17 protein-coding genes, 3 tRNA genes and 1 pseudogene are annotated in these 26,068 nt (G+C 68.2%); 8 read left to right on the forward strand and 13 right to left on the reverse strand.

What is annotated here, in order from left to right; all coding sequences use genetic code 11:
* Nucleotides 1-87 precede the first annotated feature (87 nt).
* From EPAKOI_RS09855 to EPAKOI_RS09865, 3 genes and pseudogenes are all read right to left on the reverse strand, one after another.
* Entirely contained in the window at nucleotides 88-3,699 is a 3,612-nt protein-coding gene (locus EPAKOI_RS09855) for a UvrD-helicase domain-containing protein (protein ID WP_423192117.1), read from the reverse strand.
* Nucleotides 3,696-6,606, reverse strand: a pseudogene (locus tag EPAKOI_RS09860) (PD-(D/E)XK nuclease family protein). The gene EPAKOI_RS09855 and the pseudogene EPAKOI_RS09860 overlap by 4 nt, the downstream one beginning before the upstream one ends.
* A gap of 65 nt (nucleotides 6,607-6,671) precedes the next feature.
* A complete protein-coding gene (locus EPAKOI_RS09865) occupies nucleotides 6,672-6,935 on the reverse strand; it encodes a hypothetical protein (protein WP_124683941.1) in 264 nt (87 codons plus the stop codon).
* Nucleotides 6,936-7,400: 465 nt separating this feature from the next.
* Here EPAKOI_RS09865 and trxA point away from each other — a divergent pair, with 465 nt between their 5' ends.
* The 6 genes from trxA (at nucleotide 7,401) to EPAKOI_RS09895 (ending at nucleotide 13,904) form a co-directional block, all read left to right on the forward strand.
* Complete coding sequence (gene trxA / locus EPAKOI_RS09870; protein WP_124683940.1) at nucleotides 7,401-7,727, forward strand: thioredoxin TrxA; 327 nt, start codon at nucleotides 7,401-7,403, stop codon at nucleotides 7,725-7,727.
* A gap of 181 nt (nucleotides 7,728-7,908) precedes the next feature.
* A complete protein-coding gene (rho, locus tag EPAKOI_RS09875; RefSeq protein ID WP_061959700.1) occupies nucleotides 7,909-9,171 on the forward strand; it encodes a transcription termination factor Rho in 1,263 nt (420 codons plus the stop codon).
* A 75-nt stretch (nucleotides 9,172-9,246) separates the two neighbouring features.
* Complete coding sequence (locus EPAKOI_RS09880) at nucleotides 9,247-10,089, forward strand: M90 family metallopeptidase (RefSeq protein ID WP_423192118.1); 843 nt, start codon at nucleotides 9,247-9,249, stop codon at nucleotides 10,087-10,089.
* Between the two features lie 175 nt (nucleotides 10,090-10,264).
* On the forward strand, nucleotides 10,265-10,522 hold the full coding sequence (locus tag EPAKOI_RS09885) for a type B 50S ribosomal protein L31 (RefSeq protein ID WP_061959698.1): 258 nt from the start codon (nucleotides 10,265-10,267) through the stop codon (nucleotides 10,520-10,522).
* Between the two features lie 155 nt (nucleotides 10,523-10,677).
* Nucleotides 10,678-12,462 carry an ArnT family glycosyltransferase gene (locus tag EPAKOI_RS09890; RefSeq protein WP_124683938.1) on the forward strand — a complete coding sequence of 595 codons (1,785 nt, stop codon included), beginning with the start codon at nucleotides 10,678-10,680 and terminating at the stop codon, nucleotides 12,460-12,462.
* Nucleotides 12,463-12,551: 89 nt separating this feature from the next.
* Nucleotides 12,552-13,904 (forward strand): MATE family efflux transporter, encoded by a 1,353-nt coding sequence (locus EPAKOI_RS09895; protein ID WP_313840225.1) that lies wholly within the window; start codon nucleotides 12,552-12,554, stop codon nucleotides 13,902-13,904.
* A gap of 141 nt (nucleotides 13,905-14,045) precedes the next feature.
* Here the strand turns inward: EPAKOI_RS09895 and EPAKOI_RS09900 are convergent.
* The 4 genes from EPAKOI_RS09900 to gltX all read right to left on the reverse strand — a co-directional run bounded on the left by EPAKOI_RS09900 (nucleotide 14,046) and on the right by gltX (nucleotide 15,948).
* A tRNA-Asp gene (locus EPAKOI_RS09900) sits at nucleotides 14,046-14,122 on the reverse strand.
* A gap of 63 nt (nucleotides 14,123-14,185) precedes the next feature.
* Nucleotides 14,186-14,261: transfer RNA gene (locus EPAKOI_RS09905), tRNA-Glu, on the reverse strand.
* Nucleotides 14,262-14,269: 8 nt separating this feature from the next.
* A tRNA-Ala gene (locus EPAKOI_RS09910) sits at nucleotides 14,270-14,345 on the reverse strand.
* Between the two features lie 205 nt (nucleotides 14,346-14,550).
* Nucleotides 14,551-15,948, reverse strand: a complete 1,398-nt coding sequence (gltX, locus tag EPAKOI_RS09915; RefSeq protein ID WP_423192119.1) for a glutamate--tRNA ligase — start codon at nucleotides 15,946-15,948, stop codon at nucleotides 14,551-14,553.
* Between the two features lie 208 nt (nucleotides 15,949-16,156).
* On the opposite strand from gltX, the gene EPAKOI_RS09920 reads away from it, so the two are divergent.
* Nucleotides 16,157-17,083 (forward strand): patatin-like phospholipase family protein, encoded by a 927-nt coding sequence (locus tag EPAKOI_RS09920; RefSeq protein ID WP_124683935.1) that lies wholly within the window; start codon nucleotides 16,157-16,159, stop codon nucleotides 17,081-17,083.
* A gap of 157 nt (nucleotides 17,084-17,240) precedes the next feature.
* On the opposite strand, the gene EPAKOI_RS09925 is transcribed toward EPAKOI_RS09920, so the two are convergent.
* From EPAKOI_RS09925 to EPAKOI_RS09945, 5 genes are all read right to left on the reverse strand, one after another.
* Nucleotides 17,241-17,918, reverse strand: coding sequence for a C40 family peptidase (locus EPAKOI_RS09925; RefSeq protein ID WP_124683934.1), 678 nt, complete (start codon nucleotides 17,916-17,918; stop codon nucleotides 17,241-17,243).
* Between the two features lie 347 nt (nucleotides 17,919-18,265).
* Nucleotides 18,266-19,855 carry an ABC transporter ATP-binding protein gene (locus EPAKOI_RS09930; RefSeq protein WP_423193507.1) on the reverse strand — a complete coding sequence of 530 codons (1,590 nt, stop codon included), beginning with the start codon at nucleotides 19,853-19,855 and terminating at the stop codon, nucleotides 18,266-18,268.
* A 77-nt stretch (nucleotides 19,856-19,932) separates the two neighbouring features.
* Nucleotides 19,933-21,066 (reverse strand): ABC transporter permease, encoded by a 1,134-nt coding sequence (locus EPAKOI_RS09935; protein WP_423192120.1) that lies wholly within the window; start codon nucleotides 21,064-21,066, stop codon nucleotides 19,933-19,935.
* Complete coding sequence (locus EPAKOI_RS09940) at nucleotides 21,063-22,112, reverse strand: microcin C ABC transporter permease YejB (protein WP_124683931.1); 1,050 nt, start codon at nucleotides 22,110-22,112, stop codon at nucleotides 21,063-21,065. Before EPAKOI_RS09940 ends, EPAKOI_RS09935 begins: the two co-directional genes overlap by 4 nt.
* 31 nt (nucleotides 22,113-22,143) lie before the next feature.
* Complete coding sequence (locus EPAKOI_RS09945) at nucleotides 22,144-24,030, reverse strand: extracellular solute-binding protein (protein WP_423192121.1); 1,887 nt, start codon at nucleotides 24,028-24,030, stop codon at nucleotides 22,144-22,146.
* A 214-nt stretch (nucleotides 24,031-24,244) separates the two neighbouring features.
* Here EPAKOI_RS09945 and fabI point away from each other — a divergent pair, with 214 nt between their 5' ends.
* Nucleotides 24,245-25,027, forward strand: a complete 783-nt coding sequence (gene fabI, locus EPAKOI_RS09950) for an enoyl-ACP reductase FabI (RefSeq protein WP_124683929.1) — start codon at nucleotides 24,245-24,247, stop codon at nucleotides 25,025-25,027.
* A 48-nt stretch (nucleotides 25,028-25,075) separates the two neighbouring features.
* On the opposite strand, the gene EPAKOI_RS09955 is transcribed toward fabI, so the two are convergent.
* Nucleotides 25,076-25,972, reverse strand: coding sequence for a LysR family transcriptional regulator (locus tag EPAKOI_RS09955; protein WP_124683928.1), 897 nt, complete (start codon nucleotides 25,970-25,972; stop codon nucleotides 25,076-25,078).
* Nucleotides 25,973-26,068: the final 96 nt, after the last annotated feature.

The following is a 26,068-nucleotide window of genomic DNA, read 5'->3' on the forward strand; positions in this document are numbered from 1 at the left end:
TCTGTTCCCTTCCGCTTTCCGGTCTTGTTTTCGCGACGTTGCGTCCGAAAAGAAGGGCCAGCGGCTATTCTGCGCCCATTTCCGGCATCAGAACAACGACCCTTGCTGCGTCGTGGCAATTGGCGTCGGCGGCCGGGGGGCGGCCTGCAGCGCCTGCACGTCGATCCATTCGCCGGCAGCCGTGGCCACGCCTGCCTCCACGCGCTTGCCCGGGAACATTGGCTGCACGGCTGCCACGTAGCGGCGCAACTGGGCGCCGTAGGCCGCGTGCTCCTGCGGCAGCAGCCGCTGCTTGTAGTCGATGATGACCACGCGGTCATCGAATTCCACCAGCCGGTCGATCCGCAGCAGCCGGCCCCGGTCGTCATAAAGCTCGACCTCGTTGCGCGCCGCCACGGCGTCCTGCGCGAACAGCAGCGGGCGCAGCGCGGGCGCCGCCAGCATCGCGTGCAGGTCCGCCACGGCCGCTTCGGCCTGCCGCTGCCACTGTTCGCGGGCCTGCGGGGCGCCCGCGCCCGCCAGCGGGAACCACCGCATCACCGTGGCCGCGTCGGGCACGCCGGCGTATGCGTCGGGATAGCGCGTCAGCCGTTCCAGCAGCGCGTGCACCAGTTCGCCGTGGGCGGCGGCCTGGGCGTCGAATACCGTCGATTCGGCGTCGTCCTCGAACGCCTCCGCGCCATCGGCCACCTGCAGTTCGGCCGCATCGCGGTAGCGCAGCCGGAAGTCGGTGTAGCGCACGCGCTCGCTGGCCGCCGCATGGGCACTGGCGCCGGCCTGCACGTCCTCGGGATACGGCGTGACCGCGTCGCCCACGCCGGCCGCGGCCAGCCGCACATACCAGCTTCCAGCGATCTCGGCGCCGGGCGACTCCTCGCGCTTGCTGGCGCGCCCCATCACCCCGCTGACCAGCAGCCCCTGCTGCGCGCGCGTCATGGCGACGTAGAGCAGGTTCCAGTTCTCGCGTTCGGCCAGCGCCGCCTCGGCCTCGAACATCGGCGCGCGCGCCAGCCCGCGCTCGCTGCGCTTGCCGTAGGCGGAAAAATGCCGGGGCGCGGGCGAAGCGGGCGGCCAGTCGACCAGGATGCCGCCCCGGTCCGCCGCCGGGTCGCTGTGGTTGGCGTCCAGCAGCACCACGAACGGCGCCTCCAGCCCTTTGGCCGCGTGCACGGTCAGGATATGGACGGCATCTAGCTGGCTGTCGACCTCGTCGTCCGGGCCAGCCTCGGCCTCTTCCATCCCCTCGCCCATGCCGCCCTCGTCGGGGCTTTCGTCCTCGTCACCGCGCCGGATCTCGTGCAACTCGTCGATGAACTTGGGCAAGCTCGGATAGCGCCCGCCATCAAGGTCGAGCGACAGCTTCAGAAACGCGTCGAGGTTGGCCAGCACCTGCTCGCGGATGGCCGACGGCGCGGCCTCCGCGTAGCGGCGGCGCACCTCGCCATGGTGGTAGATATGGTCGATCAGGTCGTGCACGGGCCTGTGCGGCGCCAGCGCCAGCCACGCCGCCAGCCGCGCGATGCCCCCGCGCAGCGCGTCGGACGTGTCCGGCGGCAAGCCCTGCTCGCCGATGCGCGCCCACCAGCCGCCCTCGCCTTCCATCGACGCCAGCCGCAGCAGGTCGTCATCGGTGGCGCCGACGATCGGGCTCTTGAGCACATGGGCCAGGTCCAGGTCCGACTCGGGCGTCATCAGGAACGCCAGCAGGGCCGACAGGTCCAGCGCCTCCAGCGTCGTCAGCAGCCCGCCCCGGCGCGGGCTCAGGCACGGGATGCCGGCCTCGCGCAGCGCGCGCTCGTAGTCGGGCAGATGAGTCTTGCGCCGCACCAGCAGGTGCATGTCGCGCCACGTGGCGCGGCGCGATACCTGCTTCGGACCCTCGCCCTCGCGCACCGGCACGTGGTCGCGCAGGTAGTGCAGCCACGCGGCCACGCGCCGGCCTTCCTCGAAGCGCAGCGAATCGCCCTGCTGGACGCGCGGCTGCGTCAGCGTGTCGCGATGGCCGTCGCCAGTGTCGTCCGCCCCGCCATCGTCATCCTTGCCCCCGGTGGCCTCGGCGGCCTCGTCGGCCTGCACCAGCGGCAGCAGCCAGACCGGGCCGCCGGGGTCGTGCAGCGCCGTGGTCTGCGTCTCGTACAGCGGATAGCGGCCCTCGGCGCGCGCGTGGTCGAACACGGCGTTGACCCAGTGCAGCACCTCGGGCCGGTTGCGGCGCGTGCGGTTGGTCCGCAGCACGGTGGCGCGGAAATCGGCCTGCAGCATCTCGCGCGCGGCGTCGAACAGGCGGGCGTCGGCGCGGCGGAAGCGGTAGATCGACTGCTTGGGATCGCCCACCAGGAACACGGTCGGCTTGTCGCCCAGCCCCTGGTAGCCGGCCAGCCAGCCCTGCAGGATGCGCCACTGCAGCGGGTTGGTGTCCTGGAATTCGTCGAGCAGCAGATGGCGGTAGCGCGCGTCGAGCCGCACCTGCAGGTAGGTGGCGGTTTCCTCGTCGGCCATCAGCCGCGCGGCCAGCCATTCGAGATCGGCGAAGTCCATCGCGCGCTGCTCGCCCTTGTGGCGCTGGTAGCGGTCCAGCAGCGCGTCGCCCAGCCGGTACAGCGCCAGGTTGATGGCCAGCACCGCGGCCTCGCAGCGGTGCGCGGCGATCTCGTCGAGCCGGGCGCAATGCGCGGCCATGCAGGCGAGCAGGTCTTCGGCCGCGCCTTCGCCGCCGCAGACCTTGACCAGTGCCGACGTGGCCTTCATCGCACGCGGCTTGCCGGCATCGGTGAAGAACGCGGCGCGCAGCGCGTGGAACGCCTGCGTGGCGGCATCGCCGGGCGCCGCGCCCGCGTCGCGCCAGGCGCGGATGGCGCGCAGGCCGTCCATCAGCCGCGTGGCGTGCGTCTGCTCGGTCTTGCCGGCGCGGCCCAGCGTCACCGCGTGCTGGGCGCAGGCTTCGAGCCAGTCGTCGTCGGCCAGCGCCTCGACCAGCACGTCGGTGGTGGCGTCGTCGCCCAGGTCGGCGGCCAGCCGGCTGGCCGGGTCGCCGGCCTCGCGGAACGCCCACCACTCGTTGCGCGCGTGGAACATGCGGTCCAGCAGGCTGCGCGTCTGGAAATCGCCAATCGCATCGACCAGTTGCTCGTAGGCCTGGCGCAGCTCGGCATGCCTGGGCTGCGCCAGCGCGCGCCAGAACGGCGCCCACGCCTCGCGCTTCATGCGCAGCGCGTCCTCGCGCAGCGACGCACCGGGGACGATGCCCGACGCCAGCGGCGCACCGCGCAGCAGCGTGCCGAACCAGCCGTGGAACGTGTCAATGGCCATCCGGCCCGGCGACGCCAGCACCTGCGCGTGCAGCACGCGCGCCCGCGGCAGCGCGGCGCGCGCGGCCTGCGGGTCCAGCCCGCGCATCTCAAGCTGGGCCAGCACGGCGTCGTCGGGGCCGCTGGCCAGTTGCGCCAGCACCTCCAGCAGGCGCTCGCGCATTTCCTCGGCGGCCTTGCGCGTGAACGTGATGGCCAGGATTTCGTGCGGCGCGGCGCCGGCCAGCAGCAGTCGCACCAGCCGGGCCACCAGCAGCCAGGTCTTGCCGCTGCCCGCGCAGGCTTCCACCACCACCGAGCGGGCCGGATCGCAGGCCGCGCGCGTGAAATCGGCCTCGCCGACGGGCTGGCCGTCGCGCAGATAGGCGTGGATGTCGTGGCTCTGGTTCATGTCTTCAGGTCGGGCAAGGCGGTGGATTCCCAGAAGCCCTTGCGGCACAGGCCGCGCGCTTCGCAATAGGTGCAGGCCGCGGCGTCGCCGAACGCGGGCAGCTTCGCACCCTGGCGCAGGCGGCCCACATCGTGCCGAAGCTGGCGCTCCAGCCACGTCACGGCGGCCTGGAACTCTGGCAGGTCGACTTCGCGCTGCGCGCCCGGCGCGCTGTCGCGGCCGCCCTGCTTCACGCCTTCCAGCGCCACCCAGCTACCGGCCACCGCATCGGCCCGCAGCAGGCCGTAGAACGCGAGCTGGCAATCTTCCTCGGCATCGCCGGCCTTGCGGCGCAGGCGGCTGGCGGGCTGGGTCTTGTAGTCGAGCACCGCGTGGGCGCCGTCCGGGCCCTTGTCGAGCCGGTCGATGCGGCCGGCCAGCCGCAGCGGCACGCCGTCGGGCATGGCCACGTCGACGCCGGCGTCGAGCTCGCCGCCGCGCCAGTGCCAGCCCATTTCCTCGCGCGCGGCCTGCCAGGCGACATACGACGGCAGCACCTCGCACCAGCGGCGGTAGTAGCTGATGGCGTTGCCGTCGTCGGCCATCTGCTTGCCGAAGACCGTGTCCGTGATCTCGCGCAGGCGCGCCAGCCGCCGCGCGTCGTCGCGCTCGCCGGCATCGTGGATTTCCTGGTGGTATTGCAGCAGCACGCGGTGCAGCAGGTTGCCGATGTCGCGCTTTTCCAGGTCGTCGTTCAGCACTTCGAGTCCGGCCAGGCCGAGCATGCGGCCGGCGAAGAACTGGTACGGGCAGCGCCGCAGCATGTTGTAGGCCGCCGCGCTCCAGCGCGTGGGCACGTGCGCGGGCGCCGACGGCGCGGGCATGAACGACGGCCGCGCGACGGTTTCCAGCGGCGGCTGGGGCGCGTTGGCCTCGATCGGCGCGCCGGCGCGCGCGCAACAGGCCGACAGCCGCTCGATCCAGCCCGAGACGTGGTGCGGCTCGCCCCGGCTGCCGTAGCGCTGCCAAGTCAGCACGACATCGTCATTGTTGAGCAGCACCTCGGCCAGGTCGCGCGCCTGCTGGGCGAAGCGCGCCTCGCGGTCTTCCAGCCCCAGCTCGCGGCGCATCTGGTTCGAGAAGAACATCAGCTCGGCCGCGCTGGACGGCAACTGGGCGTCGTCGCAGCCCACCACCACCACGCCGTCGAAGCGGCGCATCCGCGCGCCATTGAGCGGCAGGATCGTGATGCGCGACGGGCCCGGCGCGGACGGCTCCTTGTAGGCGACGGTCTCCAGCAGCGCGGCCAGCATCGCGCGGAATTCCTGCTGGTTCAGCGAGGCATGGCTGCCGGTCTCGTCGTCGGGCAGCTCGGCCAGGCGCGCCAGGGCGTCCAGCAACTGGCGGCCCGCGTCGTCGTCGGCCAGCGCGGCGCGCATGCCGAGCGTATCGAGCGTGGCGTCGAGCCGGGCCAGCCAGACCGATAGCGGCTGCTGCGCGTGGCCGCGCGGCCATTGCGCGGCTTCGTCGGCCAGCGTGGCGATCAGCGTGCGCGCGGCGGCGCGCACGTGCAGCGCCGTGTCGCTGGCCGCCATCGCCTCGGCGTCGACGACCGTGGTCCCGGCGCGCTCGGGGAACAGATGGCGCAGGCGCGACCAGCCACCCGTGAGCGCGTCACGGCGGATCTGGCGCTCCAGCAGCGCGATGGCCGCGCCGCGACGGTCGGCGGCGGGCAGGCAGAACGGGGACTTCAGCAGGTCGAGCAGCGCGGCGGTGTCGCCGTCGCCGACCAGCACGTCGAACCAGCGCATCAGCGCGGCGGCGGCGCGCGTGGTCGACAGCTTCCAGCCCGTTTCATCGCGGACCGGGGCCCCGGCGCGTGTCAGCAGCGCGCGCGTGCGGCGCGCCACCACGCGGTCGTGGGCCACCAGCGCCACGTGCTTGCGGCCTTCGTTGAGCCATTGCACGAGCTGGCTGGCGGCGGCGGCCGCCTCGTCCTCGAACCGGGCGCTGCCGATCACGCGCACGCTGGGGCGGCTGGCCGGCAGCGTCCGGGGCAGCGCGGGCATGGGCGCGGCATCGACGCCTTCGCCGCGGCGCGCCTCGGGCCACAGGGCCAGCAGCGTGCGGTACCAGTCGGCGGGGGTGTCGGCGGGGGTATCGAAGGCGGGAGGATCGGCGCCGCCGGTCCAGTCGTAGCCGACTTCCATCGTCGGCACCATCTCGCCGGCCTGGCGCAGAAAGCTGGCCTCGATCGGCTCCGGCGGCGTCGGCCCGATCCAGACCACCGGGCCCGCCACCTGCTGCGCCAGCCGTTGCAGCGCGCGGCGCCGCGTGGGGAGCGGATCGTCGGGGCCGGACAGCATCTGCCAGAACGCCAGCACGATCTGGGCCTCCTGGCCCAGGAAGCGCTCGGACAGGTGCGCGTAGGTGCGCTGCAGCGCGCCCTGCAGCAGCGCGGCGCGGTCGTCGCCGTCGATGTCGTCATCGTCGCGGACCGCCGCGTCTTCCAGCCAGCGGGCGCTCAGTTCGTCGCTGATCGACAGCAGCGTCTGCGCCAGGCCCCACGCCGCGCCCTCGGTCTGCGCGCCAAAGGCCCCGCGCAGCCAGTCCTGCGCGCGGATGGCCTGCTGCACGGCCAGCAGCCGCGCGGGCGTGGCTGCGCGCGGGCCGGGGTTCGGCATCGAGGTCGGGCGGCAAATCCAGCAGCCAGTGGCCCAGCGTCAGCACGCGCGGCAGCAGGCGCGGCTGGCCGGCCGCGCGCGCGGCGGCATCGAGCGCCTGGCGCACGCCGGGAATCTGCGCGGCCGTCGGCACGACCACGTGGGCCGCCGACGCGGCCGGGCCGCAGTGATCAAGGAAATACCACGTCGCCGTGGCGGCCTGGTCGAGGAACGACGGGCCGGGAGGGAACGAAAGCCGGGTCATGGATGCGTGGGACCGATGCGGATGCGGGGGCTGCCCGGGGCGCCCCCGATGCGTGCCGGGGGGTGTCAGCGGTCGCCGCCGCCCTCCAGGCGGGCGCGCAGTTCGCGCGCGGTTTCCAGCAGGCCCTCGTAGCCCGAACGCGCATGTTCGGGCAGGTCGGGGTCGCCGATCAGCGTGCCGAGCGTTTCCATCACGCTGTAGACGAGGCCCTTGGCCGCGCCGGTGGCGATGCTGTCGGACTCGACGGCGCTGCTCAGGTGCGCCAGGGCGTCGCTGAGCTGGTCGGGGTCGGGCGTGTCGGAATCAGGCTTGCGGGGATCGGACGTCATGATCGGTGGCCTCTGTCGGAAGATGCAGGGTTGGCGCATCCGGCCTGCCATTCTACGCGCATCACGGATGCGATCCGTTCAAGTGGATTCTAGATCATGCCCGGCGCCCGCCGCTACGGGAAAACCCCACGCCGCCCCCCGCCGCGCCGCCAAAATACCACCTTTGAGGGATGCCGATTGAGCCAGCCTTTCGCGCCGATTGAAACTATCATCGGCAACAGCGGCCGGGGCGCGGCACAATGCCCCCCAAGCCGCCGCGCCCGCCCCGGTGGCACGCGGCGCGCGACGGGCGGGCCCGGGGCTTGAATTCCGGCAAGCTGGTAACATATCGGCGTCAATGGCGGCGCGTGTCGCCACGCACTGCCGGCCGGCGGCCCCGCACGATTGTCGTGTAAGGTTGCGGTTCAGCCCCACGGCATCGGCCCGCCTTCAACATAAACTGAGCGAAACCTGAGGTTCCCCGCCATGAGCGACCAAATCAAGTATGTGAGCGACGCATCGTTCGACACCGACGTGCTCAAGTCCGACAAGCCCGTGCTGCTGGACTTCTGGGCCGAATGGTGCGGCCCTTGCAAGATGATTGCCCCGATCCTGGACGAGGTGGCCAAGGACTACGGCGACCGCGTGCAGATCGCCAAGATCAACGTGGACGAGAACCAGCAGGTGCCGGCCAAGTTCGGCATCCGCGGCATCCCGACGCTGATCCTGTTCAAGAACGGCGAAGTCGTGGCCCAGAAGGTTGGCGCGCTGTCCAAGTCGCAGCTCACCTCGTTCCTGGACGGCCAGGTCTAAGCCAGCACCCGTTTGCCGGAGTCCGACGCTCCGGCCCGGCACGATCCGGCCCTGCGCGCGCCAGCCCTGGCGCGCCGGCCGGATTGTGCTAAGATGCGACCCAACAACTTCCCCGAGCGTTCGCTCATTCTTTCCCCCTCCTAGGTCTCGCCCGTCCGGGCCCCTTCTGTACCCCTTGTCTATGCACCTGACAGAACTCAAATCGCTTCACGTGTCTGCGCTTCTCGAAATGGCGGCAACGCTCGAGATCGACAACGCACAACGGATGCGCAAACAGGAACTCATGTTTGCGATCCTGAAGAAGCGCGCCAAGATGGGCGAAACCATCTACGGAGACGGCACGCTGGAAGTTCTGCCCGATGGCTTCGGTTTCCTGCGCTCGCCGGAAACGTCGTACCTGGCGAGCACGGACGACATCTACATCAGCCCGTCGCAGATCCGCCGCTTCAACCTGCATACCGGTGATTCGATCGAAGGCGAGGTCCGCACGCCCAAGGACGGCGAGCGCTACTTTGCGCTGGTGAAGGTGGACAAGGTCAACGGGCAGCCGCCCGAGGCGGTGAAGAACCGCATCATGTTCGAGAACCTGACGCCGCTACATCCGAACCGGCCGCTCACGCTCGAACGCGATATCCGCGCCGAGGAAAACATCACCGGCCGCATCGTCGACATGATCGCCCCGATCGGCCGCGGCCAGCGCGCGCTGCTGGTGGCATCGCCGAAGTCCGGCAAGACCGTGATGCTGCAGCACATCGCCCACGCGATTGCCAACAACCATCCGGAAGCCGACCTGTTCGTGCTGCTGATCGACGAACGGCCGGAAGAAGTGACCGAAATGCAGCGCTCGGTGCGCGGCGAGGTGGTGGCGTCGACGTTCGACGAACCGGCCATCCGCCACGTGCAGGTGGCCGAAATGGTCATCGAGAAGGCCAAGCGCCTGGTGGAACTGAAGCGCGACGTGGTGATCCTGCTGGACTCGATCACCCGCCTGGCGCGCGCCTACAACACCGTGGTGCCGGCATCGGGCAAGGTGCTGACCGGCGGTGTGGACGCCAACGCGCTGCAGCGCCCGAAGCGCTTCTTCGGCGCCGCGCGCAATCTGGAAGAAGGCGGCTCGCTGACCATCATCGCCACGGCGCTGATCGAAACGGGCAGCCGCATGGACGACGTGATCTACGAAGAGTTCAAGGGCACCGGCAACATGGAAGTGCACCTGGAACGCCGCCTGGCGGAAAAGCGTGTCTACCCGGCCATCAACCTGAACAAGTCGGGCACGCGCCGCGAGGAACTGCTGATCAAGCCGGAAATCCTCCAGAAGATCTGGATCCTGCGCAAGTTCATCTCGGACATGGACGAGGTCCAGGCCATGGAATTCATCCTCGACAAGATGAAGCCGACCAAGAACAACGCGGAGTTCTTCGACATGATGCGACGCGGCGGCTGACCGCCGGCAGTTGCCAGTCGTACGAAAAGGCGTACCCTTCGGGTGCGCCTTTTTTCCTTTCCGACGCTCCTGACCATGTTCGGCAAACTGTCCAGCTACCTGCGTGCCCGCTCGCGCGAACGCCAGCTCGCGCACTACGCCATCCCCGACGACCTGTGGCAACGCACCGTCGCCACCCTGCCCTTCGTGCAGCGGTACGGCGCCGACGACCTGGCGGCGCTCCGCGAACTGGCCACGCTGTTCATCGCGGGCAAGGAATACTCCACCGCGCACGAGCTGGAGCTGACCGACGAGATGGTGGTCGGCGTGGCCGTGCAGGCGTGCGTGCCGATCCTGAAGCTTGGCATCGAGTGGTATCGCGGCTGGCACGGCATCGTGCTGTACCCGGGCGAGTTCCTGATCCGCAAGACCGTCGAGGACGAGATCGGCCTGGTGCACGGCGTGGAGGAGGAAGCCAGCGGCGAGGCGTGGGAGCATGGCCCGGTGATCCTGTCCTGGCAGGACGTGAACCTGCCCGGGTCGGGGCTCGACAATGTCTCGGATTCGTACAACGTGGTCATCCACGAGTTCGCGCACAAGCTGGACATGCTCGATGGCGAGCCCGACGGCGTGCCGCCGTTCTCGCGCGTGCTGCATCCGGGCGTCGATGCCGAGCAGTGGGCCGAAACGCTGCTGACCGAGTACGACGCCTTTGCCGATGCCTGCGACGCCCTGCCCGACTCGGCCTGGGATACGCCCGACCGGCTGCCGCCGCGCCTGCGAGTGATCGACCCGTACGGCTGCGAGGCCCCGAGCGAGTTTTTCGCGGTGGCGTCGGAGTCATTTTTCGTCGATCCGGGCGGGCTTCGGACCCATTGGCCCACGCTCTACGCGACGCTCGCCACGTTCTATCGGCAAGACCCGGCCACAGGTGCCTGATCCGGCATATCCGGAAGGTGTGGCAGGCAGGCCCGAGGCGGCCACGAATCTTGCCCAGCCTCTTGTTTTTCTGCCATAATCCCGGTTTGCCCGTTACCGGCAAGTGGTTCGCTCGCCGCAAGCAAGCTGCGGCGCCATGAGAGCGGACTGGCTACCCAACCTGAAAGGAAGCACCATGAAAGAAGGCATTCACCCGAATTATCGCGAAGTCCTGTTCCACGACGTGTCGAACGACTTCAAGTTCGTGACCCGCTCGACGATCCAGACCAAGGACACGATCGAACACGAAGGCAAGACCTACCCGCTGGCCAAGATCGAAGTGTCGTCGGAATCGCACCCGTTCTACACCGGCCAACAGAAGATCATGGATACGGCTGGCCGCGTCGAGAAGTTCCGCCAGAAGTTCGGCAGCAAGCTGGCAGCCAAGAAGTAATCGCCCAGCACTACCGGGCAACCGCGGCGCGCGGCAGGACGGATGCTCCCGCGGCGCGCGACCTGACAAAGAGGCAGCATCGGCTGCCTCTTTGCATTTGTGGCCGACAATAGCGGCTTGCCCCCGCCCTGCCGGCCCGCCTGGATTCACTGCCGATGTCCCAAGCCACCAAGACCTCTCCTGTCCACCTGACCGCCGCGGCCACGGGCGCCCTGCCCCGCTACCTGCTGCTGGCGATCTGCATCATCTACGGACTGACCGGCCTGTTCGGCCGCGACCCGTGGAAGAACGAGGATGCCGCGGGCTTCGGCGTGATGTGGCAGCTCGGCATCGGCGGCGTGCAGGACTGGCTGATGCCCAACATCGTCGGGCGGCCGTTCAGCCAGGAAGGGCCGCTGGTGTACTGGGTGGGCGGGCTGATGATCCGGCTGTTCGGCGGCTGGCTCGGCGCGCCGGATGCGTCGCGGCTGGCCACGGCGCTGTTCTACTTCGGCACCTGCGCCTTCATCTGGTATTCCACCTATCTGCTGGGCCGCCGCGACGAGGTGCAGCCGTTTGCGTTCGCCTTCGGCGGGCAGCCCGACGCGCGGTCGTACGGCCGCGCGCTGGCCGATGGCGCGCTGCTGATCTTCCTGGCCTGCGTGGGCCTGGCGATGCGCGGCCACGAGACCACGGCGCAGGTCGGGCAGGTCTGCTTCATCGCGTTCATGCTCTACGGCATGGTGCGCAGCCTGGACAAGCCCGTGCAGGGCAGCCTCTGGTTCGGCGTGGGACTGGCGGCGCTGTGCCTGGCCAGCGGGCCGATCCTGGCGGCGGCGCTGCTGGGGGCGGCGCTGATCGCGGGCGCCGTCTCGCAGCCTGTGCCGCTCAAGCGGTTGCTGCAGATTGGCGTGCCCGTGGCGCTGGCCATCGTCGCCATCTGGATGGCCGCCGTCTACCTGGGCGCGGCCGTGACCGACGACGGCGTGACCTACATCCGCGAATGGGCGCGCTACGACCGCCGCACCTATGGCCCGCCGTCGCTGCCGACAGCCGGCTTCATCGCCCGCAACTTCCTACTGTTCGCCTGGCCCGTGTGGCCGATTGCGGCCTTCGCGTGGCTGTCGTGGCGCGGCATGCGGCGCGCGCCCCATGTGGCGCTGCCGCTGGCCATCCTGGCGATGCTGTTTCTGCTGCTGGTGCTGCAGCGCAGCCCGGGCGACGTGCAGTTCATCCTGCTGCTTCCGCCGATGGCCATCCTGGCCGCGTTCGCGCTGCCCACGCTGCCCCGCGCGGCCATCAACGCGGTGGACTGGTTCGCGCTGCTGTTCTTCACGATCTTCGGCGGCACGGTCTGGTTCATGTGGATCGCCAAGACCACGGGCTGGCCGCCCAGGATCGCCAACAACGTGTTCCGCCAGATTCCCGGCTTCGAGCACACGTTCACGATCAGCGCGGTGGTCATCGCGCTGGCCGCGACCGTGGCATGGGTACTGGTGGTGCGCTGGCGCCTGTCGCGGGCGCCCAAGCAGATCTGGCGGCCGGTGGTGATCTCGGCGGCCGGCACGACGCTGATGTGGGTCATGGCCATGACGCTGTGGCTGCCGTCGATCAACTATGGCAAGACCTATCGCGACGTGGCACGCGCCGCCGCCATGGCGCTGCCGTCGACGTACCAGTGCGTGCAGCCGATCCGCATGGGCGATGCGCAACTGGCGTCGTTCGCGTACTTCGGCCATATCCGCTTTGGCGGGCCCGCCGACGGCTGCGATGTGCTGCTGCGCCACGACGCCGTGGACTATGGCGCGCCGGGCAATATCTCGCATTTCGAATGGCGCCTGATCTGGGAAGGCCGCCGCCCCGCCGACCGTGACGAGCGCTTCCGCATGTACCGGCTGGTCGATATGTCCCAGATCAAGCCCGCGCCGGCCCCGACCCGCCGCCGGCTGCCGCGCCAGTAAGGCCCCTTCCCGATGTCGGCAGGCCCTGGGCTCGCCGATCTCTCCCCGGCCGTGGCGCCGGGGCGCCCCCCAAACTCCCCTACCCAACGATGAGCAGCGCGCTGCAGGATATCCGTCGCATCGTCCACCTGGCCGCCCCGGTGCTGGTCGGCCAGTTGGCCGTGATTGCCTTTGGCGTGATCGACACGATCATGGCCGGCCGCGCGTCGGCCGCCGACCTGGCCGCGGTTGGCCTGGGCGGATCGATCTACGTGACGGTCTACATCAGCCTGATGGGCGTGCTGCAGGCACTGGCGCCCATCGCCGGGCAGCTATACGGCGCCGGCCGCAGCGCGGAAATCGGCGCGGAGGTGCGGCAGGCCGCGTGGCTGGGGCTGGCGCTGGCCGTGCCGGGCATGTTGCTGCTGCTGTTTCCAGGGCCGGTGCTGGCGTTCGCCAAGGCGCCGCCGGAGCTGGTCGACAAGGCATCGCGCTATCTCCATATCGTCGCGCTCGGCCTGCCGGCGGCGCTGGCGTTCCGGATCTACATGGCGCTGAACAACGCGCTGTCACGGCCGATCATGGTCACGGTGCTGCAGATCGCCGGGCTGGCGCTCAAGGTGCCGCTCAACGCCTGGTTCATCCACGGCGGCCTGGGTGTGGCGGCGATGGGCGGCCCCGGTTGCGCGCTGGCGTCGACGCTGATCACGTGGGTCTGGTGCCTGTCCGGCCTGGCGATCCTGCGATTCGGCGGCGCCTATCGGCCGCTGGGCATTTTCACGCACTGGGAATGGCCGCGCTGGGACCGCATCGCGCCGCTGCTGCGGCTGGGTGTACCGATGGGGCTGACGTACCTGATCGAGATTACGTCGTTCACGCTGATGTCGATCTTCATCACGCGGATGGGCACCGAGACGCTGGCCGGGCACCAGATCATCGCCAACCTGAGCGCCGTGGCGTACATGATGCCGTTGTCGCTGTCGATCGCGACGTCGACGCTCGTCGCCCAGTCCATCGGCGCGCGCGACATGGCGGCGGCGCGGCGCATCGGCTGGCGCGGCATCCGCTTTGGCGCCGGCCTGGCGCTGCTGATCGGCACCCTGCTCTGGTGCCTGCGCGAGCCGCTGCTGCAGGCATACGCCAAGGACCCGGCCGTGGTGGCCAAGGCGTTGCCACTGATGCTGTTCGTGGCCTTCTACCAGGCGTTCGACGCCATCCAGGTGATGAGCGCGTTCATCCTGCGCGCATACAAGATCGCGCTGATCCCGACGCTGATCTATGCGGTGTCGCTATGGGGTGTGGGGCTGGGCGGCGGCTATGTGCTCGGCTTCGGCCTGATCGACACATTGCCCGCTTTCACGCGCGGCGCTTCGGGCTTCTGGCTGGCCAACAGCGTGAGCCTGGCGATCGCCGGGACGCTGCTCGTGCGGTATTTCAGGAAGGTGAGTCGGGAGGGAGTCTGAGCGGACGGGGCTCGCCCACATCCTGCAGGCCGCGGATTCGCTTGCAGCGAATCCCTTCTCGCCCGCCGGGCGCTGCGCAAGCAGCGCCCTCCGCTCCGTATGGGCGAAAAAAAAGCCTGCTTGCGCAGGCTTTTTTAAATTTGGCGGAGCGGACGGGGCTCGAACCCGCGACCCCCGGCGTGACAGGCCGGTATTCTAACCAACTGAACTACCGCTCCGTTTTCGGCTGTTACCCGGATATTCCGGCTAACCGCTGGGCGTCTGATTACGCCCGGCTGTTTTGGCGTCCCCTAGGGGATTCGAACCCCTGTACTCACCGTGAAAGGGTGATGTCCTAGGCCTCTAGACGAAGGGGACAGAAACTTTGGTGGAGCTAAGCGGGATCGAACCGCTGACCTCTTGCATGCCATGCAAGCGCTCTCCCAGCTGAGCTATAGCCCCATAGTAACTGCCATTTACTACGCTTGCCGCCAGATTTACTGCTTTCCGGCGAAGCGGCGATTATAAATCAATCGCTGCGTTTTGCAAGTCCCTTTTTCAGCTTTTCAACCGATCTGCTTGACTTGCGTCGTGCAGCAGGGAGAACGAGATTATGCTGAAGTCCCGGCCGGAGCGCAAGCCCCCGCCGAGACATTTCTGCACATTTTTACGCGGCGGCCAGCCGGCGCAGCACCGTGTCGCGGCCGAACAGTTCCAGCACCGCGTCGATGCTCGGCGTCTGCAGCTGCCCCGCCACCAGCAGGCGCACCGGCATGGCCAGTTTCGGCATCTTCAGCCCGAACTCGGCCAGCACGGCCTTGAACGTGGCGTTGATGGCCTCGCGCTTCCATTCCGGCAACGCGGCCAGTTGCGCGGCCAGCGCCTGGAGCGCCGGACGGATCTCGTCGGTCAGGTGCTCGGCGCGCAGCGCGGCATCGGCCTGGGGCTCGCCGCGGTAGAACAGCAGCGCGGTTTGCGCCACGTCCTTCAGCGTGTTCGCGCGGTCCTTGACCAGCGCCACCACGTCGGCCAGGCTGGCGCCCTCCACCTTGCCGCCCAGCGCCTCGATGAACGGGCGCGTCAGCTCGGCCAGGCGCGCGTTGTCGCCGGTCTTGATGTAGTGGTTGTTAAGCCAAGCGAGCTTCTCGGGGTTGTACTGCGCTGGCGACTTGCCCAGGTGGTCGAGGTCGAACCAGGCCACGAACTGCTCGCGCGTGAAGATTTCGGCGTCGCCGTGCGACCAGCCCAGCCGCGCCAGGTAGTTCAGCACGGCCTCCGGCAGGTAGCCCTCGTCGCGGTAGCCGGTCACGGCCATCGCGCCGTGGCGTTTGCTCATCTTCTCGCCCTGCTCGTTCAGCACCGTGGGCAGGTGGGCGTAGACCGGCACGTCGCCGCCCAGCGCGCGGATGATGTTGATCTGGCGCGGCGTGTTGTTGACGTGGTCGTCGCCCCGGATCACGTGCGTGATCTTCATGTCGAGGTCGTCGATCACGACGCAGAAGTTGTACGTCGGCGTGCCGTCCGGGCGCGCGATCACCAGGTCGTCCAGTTCGTCGTTCGAGATCTCGATGCGGCCCTTGACCGCGTCATCCCACACCACGCTGCCGCCGATGGGGTTGCGGAACCGCACCACGGGCTGCACGCCGGCCGGCGGCTCGGGCAGCACCTTGCCCGGCTCCGGACGCCAGAAGCCGTTGTAGCGGGGCTTTTCGCCGGCAGCGCGCTGGGCCTCGCGCAGCGCGTCCAGTTCCTCGGTGCTCATGTAGCACGGGTAGGCCAGGCCGCTGTCCAGCATCTGGCGCACGACCTCGCGATAGCGGTCCATGCGCTGCATCTGGTAGAACGGGCCCTCGTCGATGTCGAGTTCCAGCCAGGCCATGCTTTCCAGGATCACGTCGACCGCCTCCTGGGACGAGCGCTCGACGTCGGTATCCTCGATCCGCAGGATGAAATCGCCCTGCATGCGGCGGGCAAAGGCCCACGGATAGAGCGCGGAGCGGATGTTGCCAAGGTGGATGAAGCCGGTCGGGCTCGGCGCGAAGCGGGTGCGGACGCGTTGTGTCATGGTCGGAAGAAACAAAAAAGCCCGCGCACGGATGCGCGCAGGCCGGATTTCGTTGAACGCTGCATTATACGCGCTGCCTCTCTCGCCATCGGCGCGCGGAATCATTTATGCTGCCACCGGTCTGACACCGGGCGCATGCCTTCCGTCACCCGCCGCGACCGTCGCGATACCCCGCGCATCACTTTCCGGCCTGTTTTCTTCCATCTCGATGCAACGACGACATTTCCTGGGCGCCTCCGCCGCGATGCTGCTGGCCGCCTGCTCGTTCGGCCCGAAGCCGGCCCCTACCCTGCCGCCCGTGGCCACCGCGCCGCCGCCGCGCCCGCTGCGCATCGGGCTGGCGCTGGGCGGCGGGGCCGCGCGCGGCTTTGCCCATATCGGCGTGATCAAGGCGCTGGAGGCCCAGGGCATCCACGCCGACATCGTCACGGGCACCAGCGCCGGCTCGGTGGTGGCCGCCCTCTACGCCACGGGCATGGACGGCTTCCAGCTCAACAAGCTGGCGCTGACGATGGACGAAGCAGCCATCGCCGACTGGGCGCTGCCGTTCGGCACCAGGTTCGGGGGCTGGCTCAAGGGCGAGGCATTGCAGAACTACGTGAACCGGCTGGTCAAGAACCGGCCGATCGAGGCGATGAAGCTGCCGCTGGGCATCGTCGCCACGGACCTGAAGACCGGCGAGCGGATCGTGTTCCGGCGCGGCAATACCGGGCAGGCCGTGCGGGCGTCCAGCAGCGTGCCGGGCGTGTTCCAGCCGGTCTCGATCGCCGGGCACGACTACGTGGACGGCGGGCTGGTGGAGCCCGTGCCCGTGGATGCCGCGCGCGAGATGGGCGCCGATTTCGTGATCGCCGTGAACATCTCGGCCGACCCGTCCAGCCAGAAGAACAACGGGCAGAGCGGCGTGCTGCTGCAGACCACGGCCATCATGGGCCAGTCGATCAACCGGATGGCACTGGCGCGTGCCGACGTGGTGATCCGCCCCGACCTGCCCGACATGGGCGGCAGCGACTTTGCGTCGCGCAACCGGGCAATCCTGGCCGGCGAGCAGGCCACCTCGGCCGTGCTGGGCACCCTGCGCGACAAACTGGCGGCGGCCCGCCAGCGCCCTGCCGCCGCCGTCGCCACCCAGTAGCCGTCCGGCCGGCCCTGCGCGCCAGCCGTTGTCATCGCCGATGACAGAAAACGTCAGCGGCATGACAGACGGTGTCACCGGTGGCGGTGCGGCGCGGGCAACAAAAAAGGACTGCCGGGGCAGTCCTTTTCTTTTGGGCGCAGCGGTGCGGTGGCCGTCAGCCGCCCAGCATCGTGCGGCCCTGGGCGTTCGGATCGAAGCGCTTGAGCGTCTCGATCATGCTGCCCGTGTTCTCGACCGAACCCTTGGCCGAGTCGTCGATCCGGCGGGCGCCGTTGTAGCGCGTGACCCAGTACGACGCGCGCATGTCGTCGACGCGGATCTTGCTGCCGGTGGACGGCGCGTGCACGAACTTGTTGTCGCCAATGTAGATGCCGACGTGCGAGAACGTGTGGCGCATCGTGTTGAAGAACACGAGGTCCCCCGGGCGCAGTTCGTTGACCGCCACGGTGGTGCCCACCTGGCTCATTTCGACGGACCGGCGCGGCAACATGAAGCCGAAGGTGTCGTTGAACACGTAGCGGACAAAGCCGCTGCAGTCCAGGCCCGATTCGGGGCTGTTACCGCCAAAGCGGTAACGCACGCCAATCAGGCCCAGCGCGTTCATGACCAGGTCGCCAGCCTTGCTGGCAACGTTGCTGGTGGAGTTCATCACCGACGACAGCAAGCCACGCTTGCCTTCCGGATGCGCGTCCGTGCCATCGACACGGGCTTCGATCCGGGCGTCGGGGTCCTTGAACACCGTATCCGCCAGCACTCCATTCGACACAGTCGCACCGCAGGCAATGGCAATTCCGATAGCGGCGCGCGCCAGGGAATGAAGTACCGTTTGCATTGGCTCTCCTGATGATCGGACAAGGCTGACCGGCAAATCAGACAAAGCCGGACAGCGCGAAAACATCAGGGCGGATCGTACGCAAGAAGTACGCCAGCAGGACTGCACCAGCCGCGTGCAACAACGGCCTTCCCCAAGGCCAGCATGCGGCGGACGAACCACCCCCGTGAAAACTTATCGCGGGATAGTAAAGTACCGAACCTTGACGTGTCAAAGTTGGTTACAACTTTCCCGCATTTCGCTAGTAAATCAACGAACTACGACCCAAAACGTATTCTGTTTCTCGGAATCCTTATAAGGATTCCGTGTTACCGCCGCGTGACAAAGCGTGCTGCGGCGCACATCATTCAGGCCGCGCCCAACTGGGCCGCCGCCATCAGCTTGCGCGTATACGGATGCTGCGGTGCGCCGAGCACGGTTTCGGTCTCGCCGGATTCCACCACTTCACCGTTTTTCATCACGATCACGCGGTGCGCCATCGCACGGATCACGGCCAGATCGTGGCTGATGAACAAGTAGCTGAGGTTGTACTTGTGCTGGAGTTGGGACAGGAGCGCCAGCACCTGCTGCTGGATCGACACGTCAAGTGCCGAAGTCGGCTCATCGAGCACCAGCACCTGCGGCTTCAGGATCAGCACCCGGGCGATGGCGATGCGCTGCCGCTGCCCGCCCGAGAACTCGTGCGGATACCGCCCCAGCGCGGTGCGGTCCAGCCCCACCTCCCGGAGCGCCTCGATCACGCGCTCGCGCATGGCCTCGCGCGACAGCCCCGGCTGATGCAGCGCCAGCCCTTCGCCAACGATCTGCTCGATCGTCATGCGCGGCGACAGCGAGCCGAACGGGTCCTGGAACACCACCTGCATGCGCTTGCGCAGCGCGCTGCGCTCCTTTTGCGAACAGGTGTCGAAGCTGCGGCCCAGGAACTGGATCGCCCCGGCGCTCTTGCGCTGGAGCGCCAGCACTGTATGGGCCAGCGTGGTCTTGCCCGACCCCGACTCGCCAACGATGCCCAGCGTCTCACCCTCGCGCAGTTGCAGCGTGACGTCCTTGACCGCCGCGAACGCTTCCTTGCCGAACCAGCCGGCGATGCCCGGCCGCTTCTTCTGGTAGTTGACCGACAGCCCATCGGTTTCCAGCAGCACCGGCGCCAGGGGCACCAGAGGCAGCACCTCGCGCCGCGGCCGGCTGTCGATCAGCTTGCGCGTGTACGGATGGCGCGGATTGGCAAAGACCTCGGCCGTATCGCCGGTCTCGACCAGCACGCCCTTTTCCATCACGCCCACCCGCTGCGCAAAGGCGCGCACCATGTTCAGGTCGTGCGTGATCAGCATCACGGCCATGCCGAACTCGGCCTGCAGGCTGCGCAGCAGGTCCAGGATCTGGGCGCGGATGGTGACGTCCAGCGCCGTGGTCGGCTCGTCGGCCAGCAGCAGCTTGGGCCGGCAGGCCAGCGCCATGGCGATCATCGCCCGCTGCCGCTGCCCGCCCGACAACTGGTGCGGAAAGCTGTTGAACCGGTTGGCCGCGTCGCTGATGCCGGTGCGCTCCAGCAGCGCGATGGCCCGGTCGCGCGCGGCGCGGCGGTCCAGGTCCTCGTGCAGCGCCAGCGTCTCCACGATCTGGTTGCCAATCGTGTAGAGCGGGTTCAGCGCCGTCATCGGCTCCTGGAAGATCATGGCGATTTCCGACCCGCGGATGCGACGCATCTCGCGGTCGGACACCTCCAGCAGGTCCTTGCCCTCGAAGCGGATGGCGCCGTGGTAGTGCGCGTCCTCGACCAGCCGCAGCATGGCCAGCGCCGTCACGGTCTTGCCGGAGCCGGATTCGCCCACCAGCGCGTAGCGCTCGCCGGCACGCAGGTCGAAGCTGACGTCGCGCACGGCGCGCGTGGCGTGCTCGCCCTCGCCGAACGTGACCGACAGGTGATCCACGCACATGAGCTGGGTGCCGGGCGCGGGAGCCTCCACCGGGTCCGGGAAGACGGGCGTGGGCGGCGTCATCGGGGTGGCAGTGCTCATGGCGTGGCCTCCGCGGCGGTGCCGCCGGCCGGTACCTTCGGCTCCACGCGGCCGCGCAACTGGGCCAGCCCCAGGCGCGTGTCGAAGGCGTCGCGCAGCGCGTCGCCCATGAAGGTCAGCAGCAGCAGCGTCACCACCAGCACGGCGAACGTGGACAGCGAGATCCACCACGCGTCCAGGTTGCCCTTGCCCTGGGCCAGCAGCTCGCCCAGGCTCGGGGTCGTCGGCGGCACGCCCAGCCCCAGGAAATCGAGGCTGGTCAGCGCCAGGATGGCCGCGCTCATGCGGAACGGCAGGAACGTGATGACCGGCGTCAGGCTGTTGGGCAGGATGTGGCGCCACATGATCTGGACGTTCGACAAACCCAGTGCCCGCGCCGCCTTGACGTAGTCCAGCGACCGGTTGCGGTAGAACTCGGCCCGCACGTAGTCCGACAGCCCCATCCAGCCGAACAGCGACAGCAGGATGATCAGCAGCGCCAGGCTCGGCTCGAAGATCGATGCGAAGATGATCAGCAGGTACAGCTCGGGCATCGAGCTCCAGATCTCGATGGCCCGCTGCGACACCAGGTCGAAGCGCCCGCCAAAGAAGCCCATCAGCGCGCCGGTCAGCGTGCCGATCAGCACCCCGATCACGGTCAGCGCCAGCCCGAACAGCACCGACACCCGAAAGCCGTACAGCAGGCGCGCCAGCACGTCGCGGCCCCGGTCGTCGGTGCCAAGCCAGTTGTCGGCCGATGGCGGCGCCGGGTTCGGCTCCTTGGCGAAGTAGTTGATGGAATCGTACGAGTACCGGTTGGGCGGGAAAATGGCGAAATTGCCATTCGACGTGATGCGGTCGCGGATGAACGGGTCCAGATAGTCCGTGCGCGTGGGAAAGTCGCCGTCGAACGTCGTCTCCGGGTAGATCTTGACGATCGGGAAGTAGTACTCGCCCTTGTAGCGCACCACCAGCGGGCGGTCGCTGGACAGCAACTCGGCGCCCATGCTGAGCACGAACAGGATCACGAACAGCACCAGGCTCCAGTAGCCCAGCCGGTTGCGCCGGAAGCGCTGCCACGCGCGCTGGCGCGGCGACAGGGAATGCGGCAGGCCGTTGCCCGCCACGGCGTGCTTGGGGCCGAATCTCATCGGTGCATCCCCTCGAAATGAATGCGCGGATCGACCATCACGTAGCAAACGTCCGAGATCAGGCGCGTGACCAGCCCGATCAGCGTAAACAGGTACAGCGTGCCCAGCACCACCGGGTAGTCGCGGCGCAGCACGGCTTCATAGGACAGCAGGCCCAGGCCGTCGAGCGAGAACAGCGTCTCGATCAGCAGCGACCCGGTGAAGAACGCGCCGATGAACGCGGCCGGAAAGCCGGTGACCAGCGGGATCAGCGCGTTGCGGAACACGTGCTTCCAGAGCACCCGCCGCTCGGACAGCCCCTTGGCGCGGGCGGTCAGCACGTACTGCTTGCGGATTTCCTCCAGGAACGCGTTCTTGGTCAGCATCGTCACCACCGCGAAGCTGCCGACGACCGACGCGGTGATCGGCAGCACCAGATGCCACAGGTAATCCATCACCTTGCCCATCAGCGAAAGCTGCTCCCAGTCGTCGGACGTCAGCCCGCGCAGCGGGAACCACTGGACGAACGTGCCCCCGCCGAACAGCACCAGCAGCAGCACGCCCAGCACGAAGCCGGGAATGGCGTAGCCCACCAGCACGATCATGCTGCTGATGACGTCGAACCGGCTGCCTGCCCGGATCGCCTTGGAAATGCCCAGCGGCACCGATATCAGGTAGGTCAGGAAGAACGTCCAGAGCCCCAGGCTGACCGACACCGGCAGCTTCGACTTGACCAGCTCCCAGACGCTGCGGTGCTGGAAGTAGCTCTGGCCCAGGTCGAACTGGGCAAACCGCTTGAGCATCATCAGGTAGCGCTCCAGCGGCGGCTTGTCGAAGCCGTAGAGCGCCTGGATCTCCTTGATCTTCTCGGGGTCCACGCCGCGCCGGCCGCGGTATTCCGCCCCGCCGCCGCTGGCCTCGCCGGCGCCGCCGCGGCCTTTCATTTCGAGCATCATCTGCTCGACCGGGCCGCCGGGCACGAACTGGATCACGACGAAGGTCAGCGTCACCACCCCGACCAGCGTCGGGATCATCAGCAGGATGCGCTTGAGCAGATAGGCGAGCATTGGCCGTCCGTAAGGGGTGCGGGTGACTGGATTACTGAGTCTTCGGCGCCAGGTCGCGGCGCCACCAGCTCGACAGGATCCAGCCCTCGGCGGTGTAGTAGTACGGCAGGCGCGTCGGATAGCCGAGCTCCTTGCGGTACGACACACGGTGGAAGGCACTGTACCAGTTCGGCACGATGTAGTAGCCATGCATCAGCACGCGGTCCAGCGCCCGGCCGGCGGTCACCAGTTCCTCGCGGCTTTCGGCGTGCAGCACGGCGTCCACGAGCTTGTCGATGGCCGGCGACTTCACGCCGAACAGGTTGTCGGACCCCGGCGTGGTGGCCGCCTCGGACGAGAACCGGTCGCGCAGTTCGTTGCCCGGGCTCTGCGAGTCCGGGAAGCGGATCGACACCATGTCGAAATCGAAGTCTTCCAGCCGCTTCTGGTACAGCGCGAAGTCGGTGGTGCGCTGGTGCACCTGGATGCCGAGCTTTTCCAGGTTGCGCACGTAGGCCGTGATCACGCGGCTCATGGCGCCGCCGTCGTCCAGGAACTCGAACACCATCGCCTCGCCCTTGGCGTTGCGCAGCGCGCCGTCGTCGTAGGTCCAGCCGGCCTGGGCCAGCAGGCGGCGGGCCTCGCGCAGGTTGTCGCGCAGCGAGCGCGGCGGATTGGTGCTGGGCTGCACCACCTCGGCGCCGAATACCTCGGGCGGCAGCTGGCTGCGCAGCGGGTCCAGCAGCTTCAGCTCGCCGGCGCCCGGCTTGCCGTCGAACGTGGCGCTGGCGGCCAGGTCGCTGTTCGAGAACCAGCTATCGAGCCGTTTGTAGGCGCCGTAGAACAACTGACGATTCAGCCATTCGAAGTCGAGCGCCAGGATCAGCGCCCGGCGCACGCGCACGTCCTGGAACATCGGCTTGCGCATGTTCATCACGAAGCCCTGCATGCCGGCGCCATTGCGGTGCGGGAATTCGGTCTTGATCAGCGCCCCGTCGCGGAAGCGCGTGCCGACGTAGCTCTTGGCCCAGTTCTTCGACCGGTACTCGACGATGGCGTCGAACTCGCCCGCCTTGTACGCCTCCAGCTTGGCCGTCTCGTCCTTGTAGAGCCGGTAGACCACCCGCCCGAAGTTGAACGTGCCGCGCCGGACGTTGAGGTTCTTGCCCCAGTAGTTGGGGTCGCGCTGGAACACGATGCCGCGGCCGGCGTCGTAGCGCTCGATCTTGTACGGGCCGCTGGTGATCGGCGCCTCGAAGGTCAGCTTCTCGAACGGCACCTTGGCGGTCCATTTTTTCGAGAACACGGGCAGTTGGCCGACGATCAGCGGCAATTCGGCGTTGCGTTGCTTGAAGTCAAACCGGATCGAGCGTTCGCCGGTCACCACCACGCCCTTCACGTCGGTACACATGCTGCGGTAGCCGGGGCTGGCGGCCTTGCTCATCAGCATGTCGTACGAATACTTGACGTCGGACGCCAGCACCGGGTCGCCGTTGACGAAGCGCGCCTCCGGGCGGATGTGGAAGGTAACCGACAGCCTGTCCGGCGCCACGGTCACGTCGTTGGCCAGCAGGCCGTAGGCGCTGGCCGACTCGTCGGCGCTGCTGATCAGCAGCGTCTCGAACATCAGCGAGGTCAGGCCCGGCGCGGACGTGCCCTTGAGCGTGAACGGGTTGAACTTGTCGAAGCTGGTGCGGCGGTCGGGGTTGGCCAGCGTCAGCGTGCCGCCCATCGGGGCGTTCGGGTTGACGTAGTCGAAATTGGCAAAGTCCGCCGGATACTTCAGGTCGCCGTGCAGCGCAAAGCCGTGCGCGGCATGCCCCGCTGCGGGAAAACCCCAAGCCAGCACGAATGACAGTGCCAGCGCCCATTGCACTACCGCGCGTCGACGGAAGCACTGCCCTGCCGCCAGACGCGGCCAACGTGCGTGAATCAGCATCCGGTTGCAGACCTCCACAATGCCCGAGACAGCCCGGCGGCTTGTGGCCGGGCGAAGTTGTGCGACAATTTTACATGCGTTCGGGTGGCGCCCAGCCATCCGGACATTCCCTTTACGCGGCGCAACAAACTGCGGGCCAATGTGCCCGCCGTGCACCGGACACGGGCCTGTGCACGAAGCATGCCCGTCCTCACAAAACGATCTTGGAGAAACTATGGGATTTCTGGCAGGTAAGCGGATCCTGATCACGGGCTTGCTTTCGAACCGTTCCATCGCCTACGGCATCGCCTCGGCCTGCAAGCGCGAAGGCGCCGAGCTGGCCTTTACCTACGTCGGCGAGCGATTCAAGGACCGCATCACGGACTTCGCCAAGGAATTCGGCTCCGACATGATCTACGAATGCGACGTCGGCAGCGACGAGCAGATCGCCGCCACGTTCGCCGCATTGGGGCAGCGCTGGGAAAAATTCGACGGTCTGGTGCATTCGATCGGCTTTGCCCCGCGTGAAGCCATTGCCGGCGACTTCCTGGAAGGGCTGTCGCGCGAGGGCTTCCGCATCGCCCACGACATCTCCGCCTACAGCTTTCCCGCGCTGGCCAAGGCCGCCCTGCCGTTGCTCAACGACAAGGCATCGCTGCTGACGCTGACCTACCTGGGCGCCGAGCGCGTGGTGCCGAACTACAACACGATGGGCCTGGCCAAGGCGTCGCTGGAAGCCAGCGTGCGCTACCTGGCGTCGGCGGTGGGCCCGCGCGGCATCCGCGCCAACGGCATCTCGGCCGGCCCGATCAAGACGCTGGCCGCCTCGGGCATCAAGGACTTCGGCCGCCTGCTCAAGCATTTCGAGGACGTGGCCCCGATGCGCCGCAACGTGACGATCGAGGAAGTGGGCAACGTGGCCGCCTTCCTGCTGTCGGACCTGTCCAGCGGCGTGACCGGCGAGATCACCTACGTCGACGGCGGCTACAACATCGTCGGCACGGCGGTCGACGAGTAAGCCTTACCGGCCTGGTTTGCCAAGGCGTCCCCAGCGGGACGCCTTTTTTCATGCCTGCGCCACGGCCTGGAGCACCGCCACGGCACGCGCCGCGGCCGGCGACAGCGTGCGCTGGGCCAGCCGGACGATGGCGAACTGCATCGTCACGGCCGGCAGTTCGGGGATATCCAGCGCCACCAGCCGCCCCGCCTCCACCTCGTCGCGCACGGCCCGGGCGGGCGCCAGCAGCAGTGCGTCGGCGTGCCGCACCAGGTGGGTCAGCGCGCGGAAATCGTTGCTTTCGACCTGGAACGGCATGTCCTCGCCAGGCTTGCAGCGCAGCAGCTTGCGCAGCCGTTCGTGCGTTTCTGGCGGAAATACGACCGAAACCAGCGCCGACGCGCGCAGCGTGGCCAGATCCACCGGCCCGGCCGCCAGCGGATGCCCGGTGCGGACGAACACCCCGCCCGGCCCGGGCGGCAGCCGTTCCACCTCCAGCTCGGCGGCCGTCGGCACCGTGCCGTGCTCGATCACGACGAAATCGACCTGCTCCGCGTGCAGCGCGTCCAGCAACGCCACCGGATGGCTGACCTCGGTGGCGATCCGCAGCTTGGGCCACTGGCGGTGCAACTGGCACAGCAGTTCAGGCAGCAGGATGGCCGCCGGAAACGCGCCGAGCCCGATCTGCACGCTGCCGATCTCGTGCTGCCGCACCAGCGCCAGATCGCGTGCCAGGCATTTCGACTCGAACAGGATGCGGCGCGCCCGCTCGGCCACCATCCGGCCCACGGCCGTCAGCGTCACGCCGCGCGCGCCACGGTCGAACAGTACCGCGCCGGCTTCTTCCTCCAGCGCCTGGATGCTGCGCGTCAGCGCGGGCTGGCTCAGGTGCACGCGCCGCGCGGCGGCCGCCAGCGAGCCCTCTTCCACCACCGCCACCAGATGCTCCAGCCGCCTCAGATTCATATATGCACCTTGCGCATGTCTGCGATAGATAATTTGCAATTGAATTATAGGTGCGGCGCGCATCCAATAGACGCTTCCCTCCTTAGATGAGCCAAT

Source organism: Cupriavidus sp. H18C2, assembly GCF_049393795.1.
In the GTDB taxonomy this organism is placed as follows: Bacteria; Pseudomonadota; Gammaproteobacteria; order Burkholderiales; family Burkholderiaceae; genus Cupriavidus; species Cupriavidus pauculus_C.

Coding starts and splice junctions, on each gene's coding strand:
- EPAKOI_RS09925 (WP_124683934.1), bottom strand. CDS start 17,918: ATGCAAACGGTACTTCATTCCCTGGCGCGCGCCGCTATCGGAATTGCC.
- EPAKOI_RS09955 (WP_124683928.1), bottom strand. CDS start 25,972: ATGAATCTGAGGCGGCTGGAGCATCTGGTGGCGGTGGTGGAAGAGGGC.
- EPAKOI_RS09945 (WP_423192121.1), bottom strand. CDS start 24,030: ATGCTGATTCACGCACGTTGGCCGCGTCTGGCGGCAGGGCAGTGCTTC.
- EPAKOI_RS09865 (WP_124683941.1), bottom strand. CDS start 6,935: ATGACGTCCGATCCCCGCAAGCCTGATTCCGACACGCCCGACCCCGAC.
- EPAKOI_RS09890 (WP_124683938.1), top strand. CDS start 10,678: ATGTCCCAAGCCACCAAGACCTCTCCTGTCCACCTGACCGCCGCGGCC.
- trxA (WP_124683940.1), top strand. CDS start 7,401: ATGAGCGACCAAATCAAGTATGTGAGCGACGCATCGTTCGACACCGAC.
- EPAKOI_RS09920 (WP_124683935.1), top strand. CDS start 16,157: ATGCAACGACGACATTTCCTGGGCGCCTCCGCCGCGATGCTGCTGGCC.
- EPAKOI_RS09880 (WP_423192118.1), top strand. CDS start 9,247: ATGTTCGGCAAACTGTCCAGCTACCTGCGTGCCCGCTCGCGCGAACGC.
- EPAKOI_RS09855 (WP_423192117.1), bottom strand. CDS start 3,699: ATGAACCAGAGCCACGACATCCACGCCTATCTGCGCGACGGCCAGCCC.
- EPAKOI_RS09935 (WP_423192120.1), bottom strand. CDS start 21,066: ATGAGATTCGGCCCCAAGCACGCCGTGGCGGGCAACGGCCTGCCGCAT.
- fabI (WP_124683929.1), top strand. CDS start 24,245: ATGGGATTTCTGGCAGGTAAGCGGATCCTGATCACGGGCTTGCTTTCG.
- EPAKOI_RS09885 (WP_061959698.1), top strand. CDS start 10,265: ATGAAAGAAGGCATTCACCCGAATTATCGCGAAGTCCTGTTCCACGAC.
- rho (WP_061959700.1), top strand. CDS start 7,909: ATGCACCTGACAGAACTCAAATCGCTTCACGTGTCTGCGCTTCTCGAA.
- EPAKOI_RS09930 (WP_423193507.1), bottom strand. CDS start 19,855: ATGTGCGTGGATCACCTGTCGGTCACGTTCGGCGAGGGCGAGCACGCC.
- gltX (WP_423192119.1), bottom strand. CDS start 15,948: ATGACACAACGCGTCCGCACCCGCTTCGCGCCGAGCCCGACCGGCTTC.
- EPAKOI_RS09895 (WP_313840225.1), top strand. CDS start 12,552: ATGAGCAGCGCGCTGCAGGATATCCGTCGCATCGTCCACCTGGCCGCC.
- EPAKOI_RS09940 (WP_124683931.1), bottom strand. CDS start 22,112: ATGCTCGCCTATCTGCTCAAGCGCATCCTGCTGATGATCCCGACGCTG.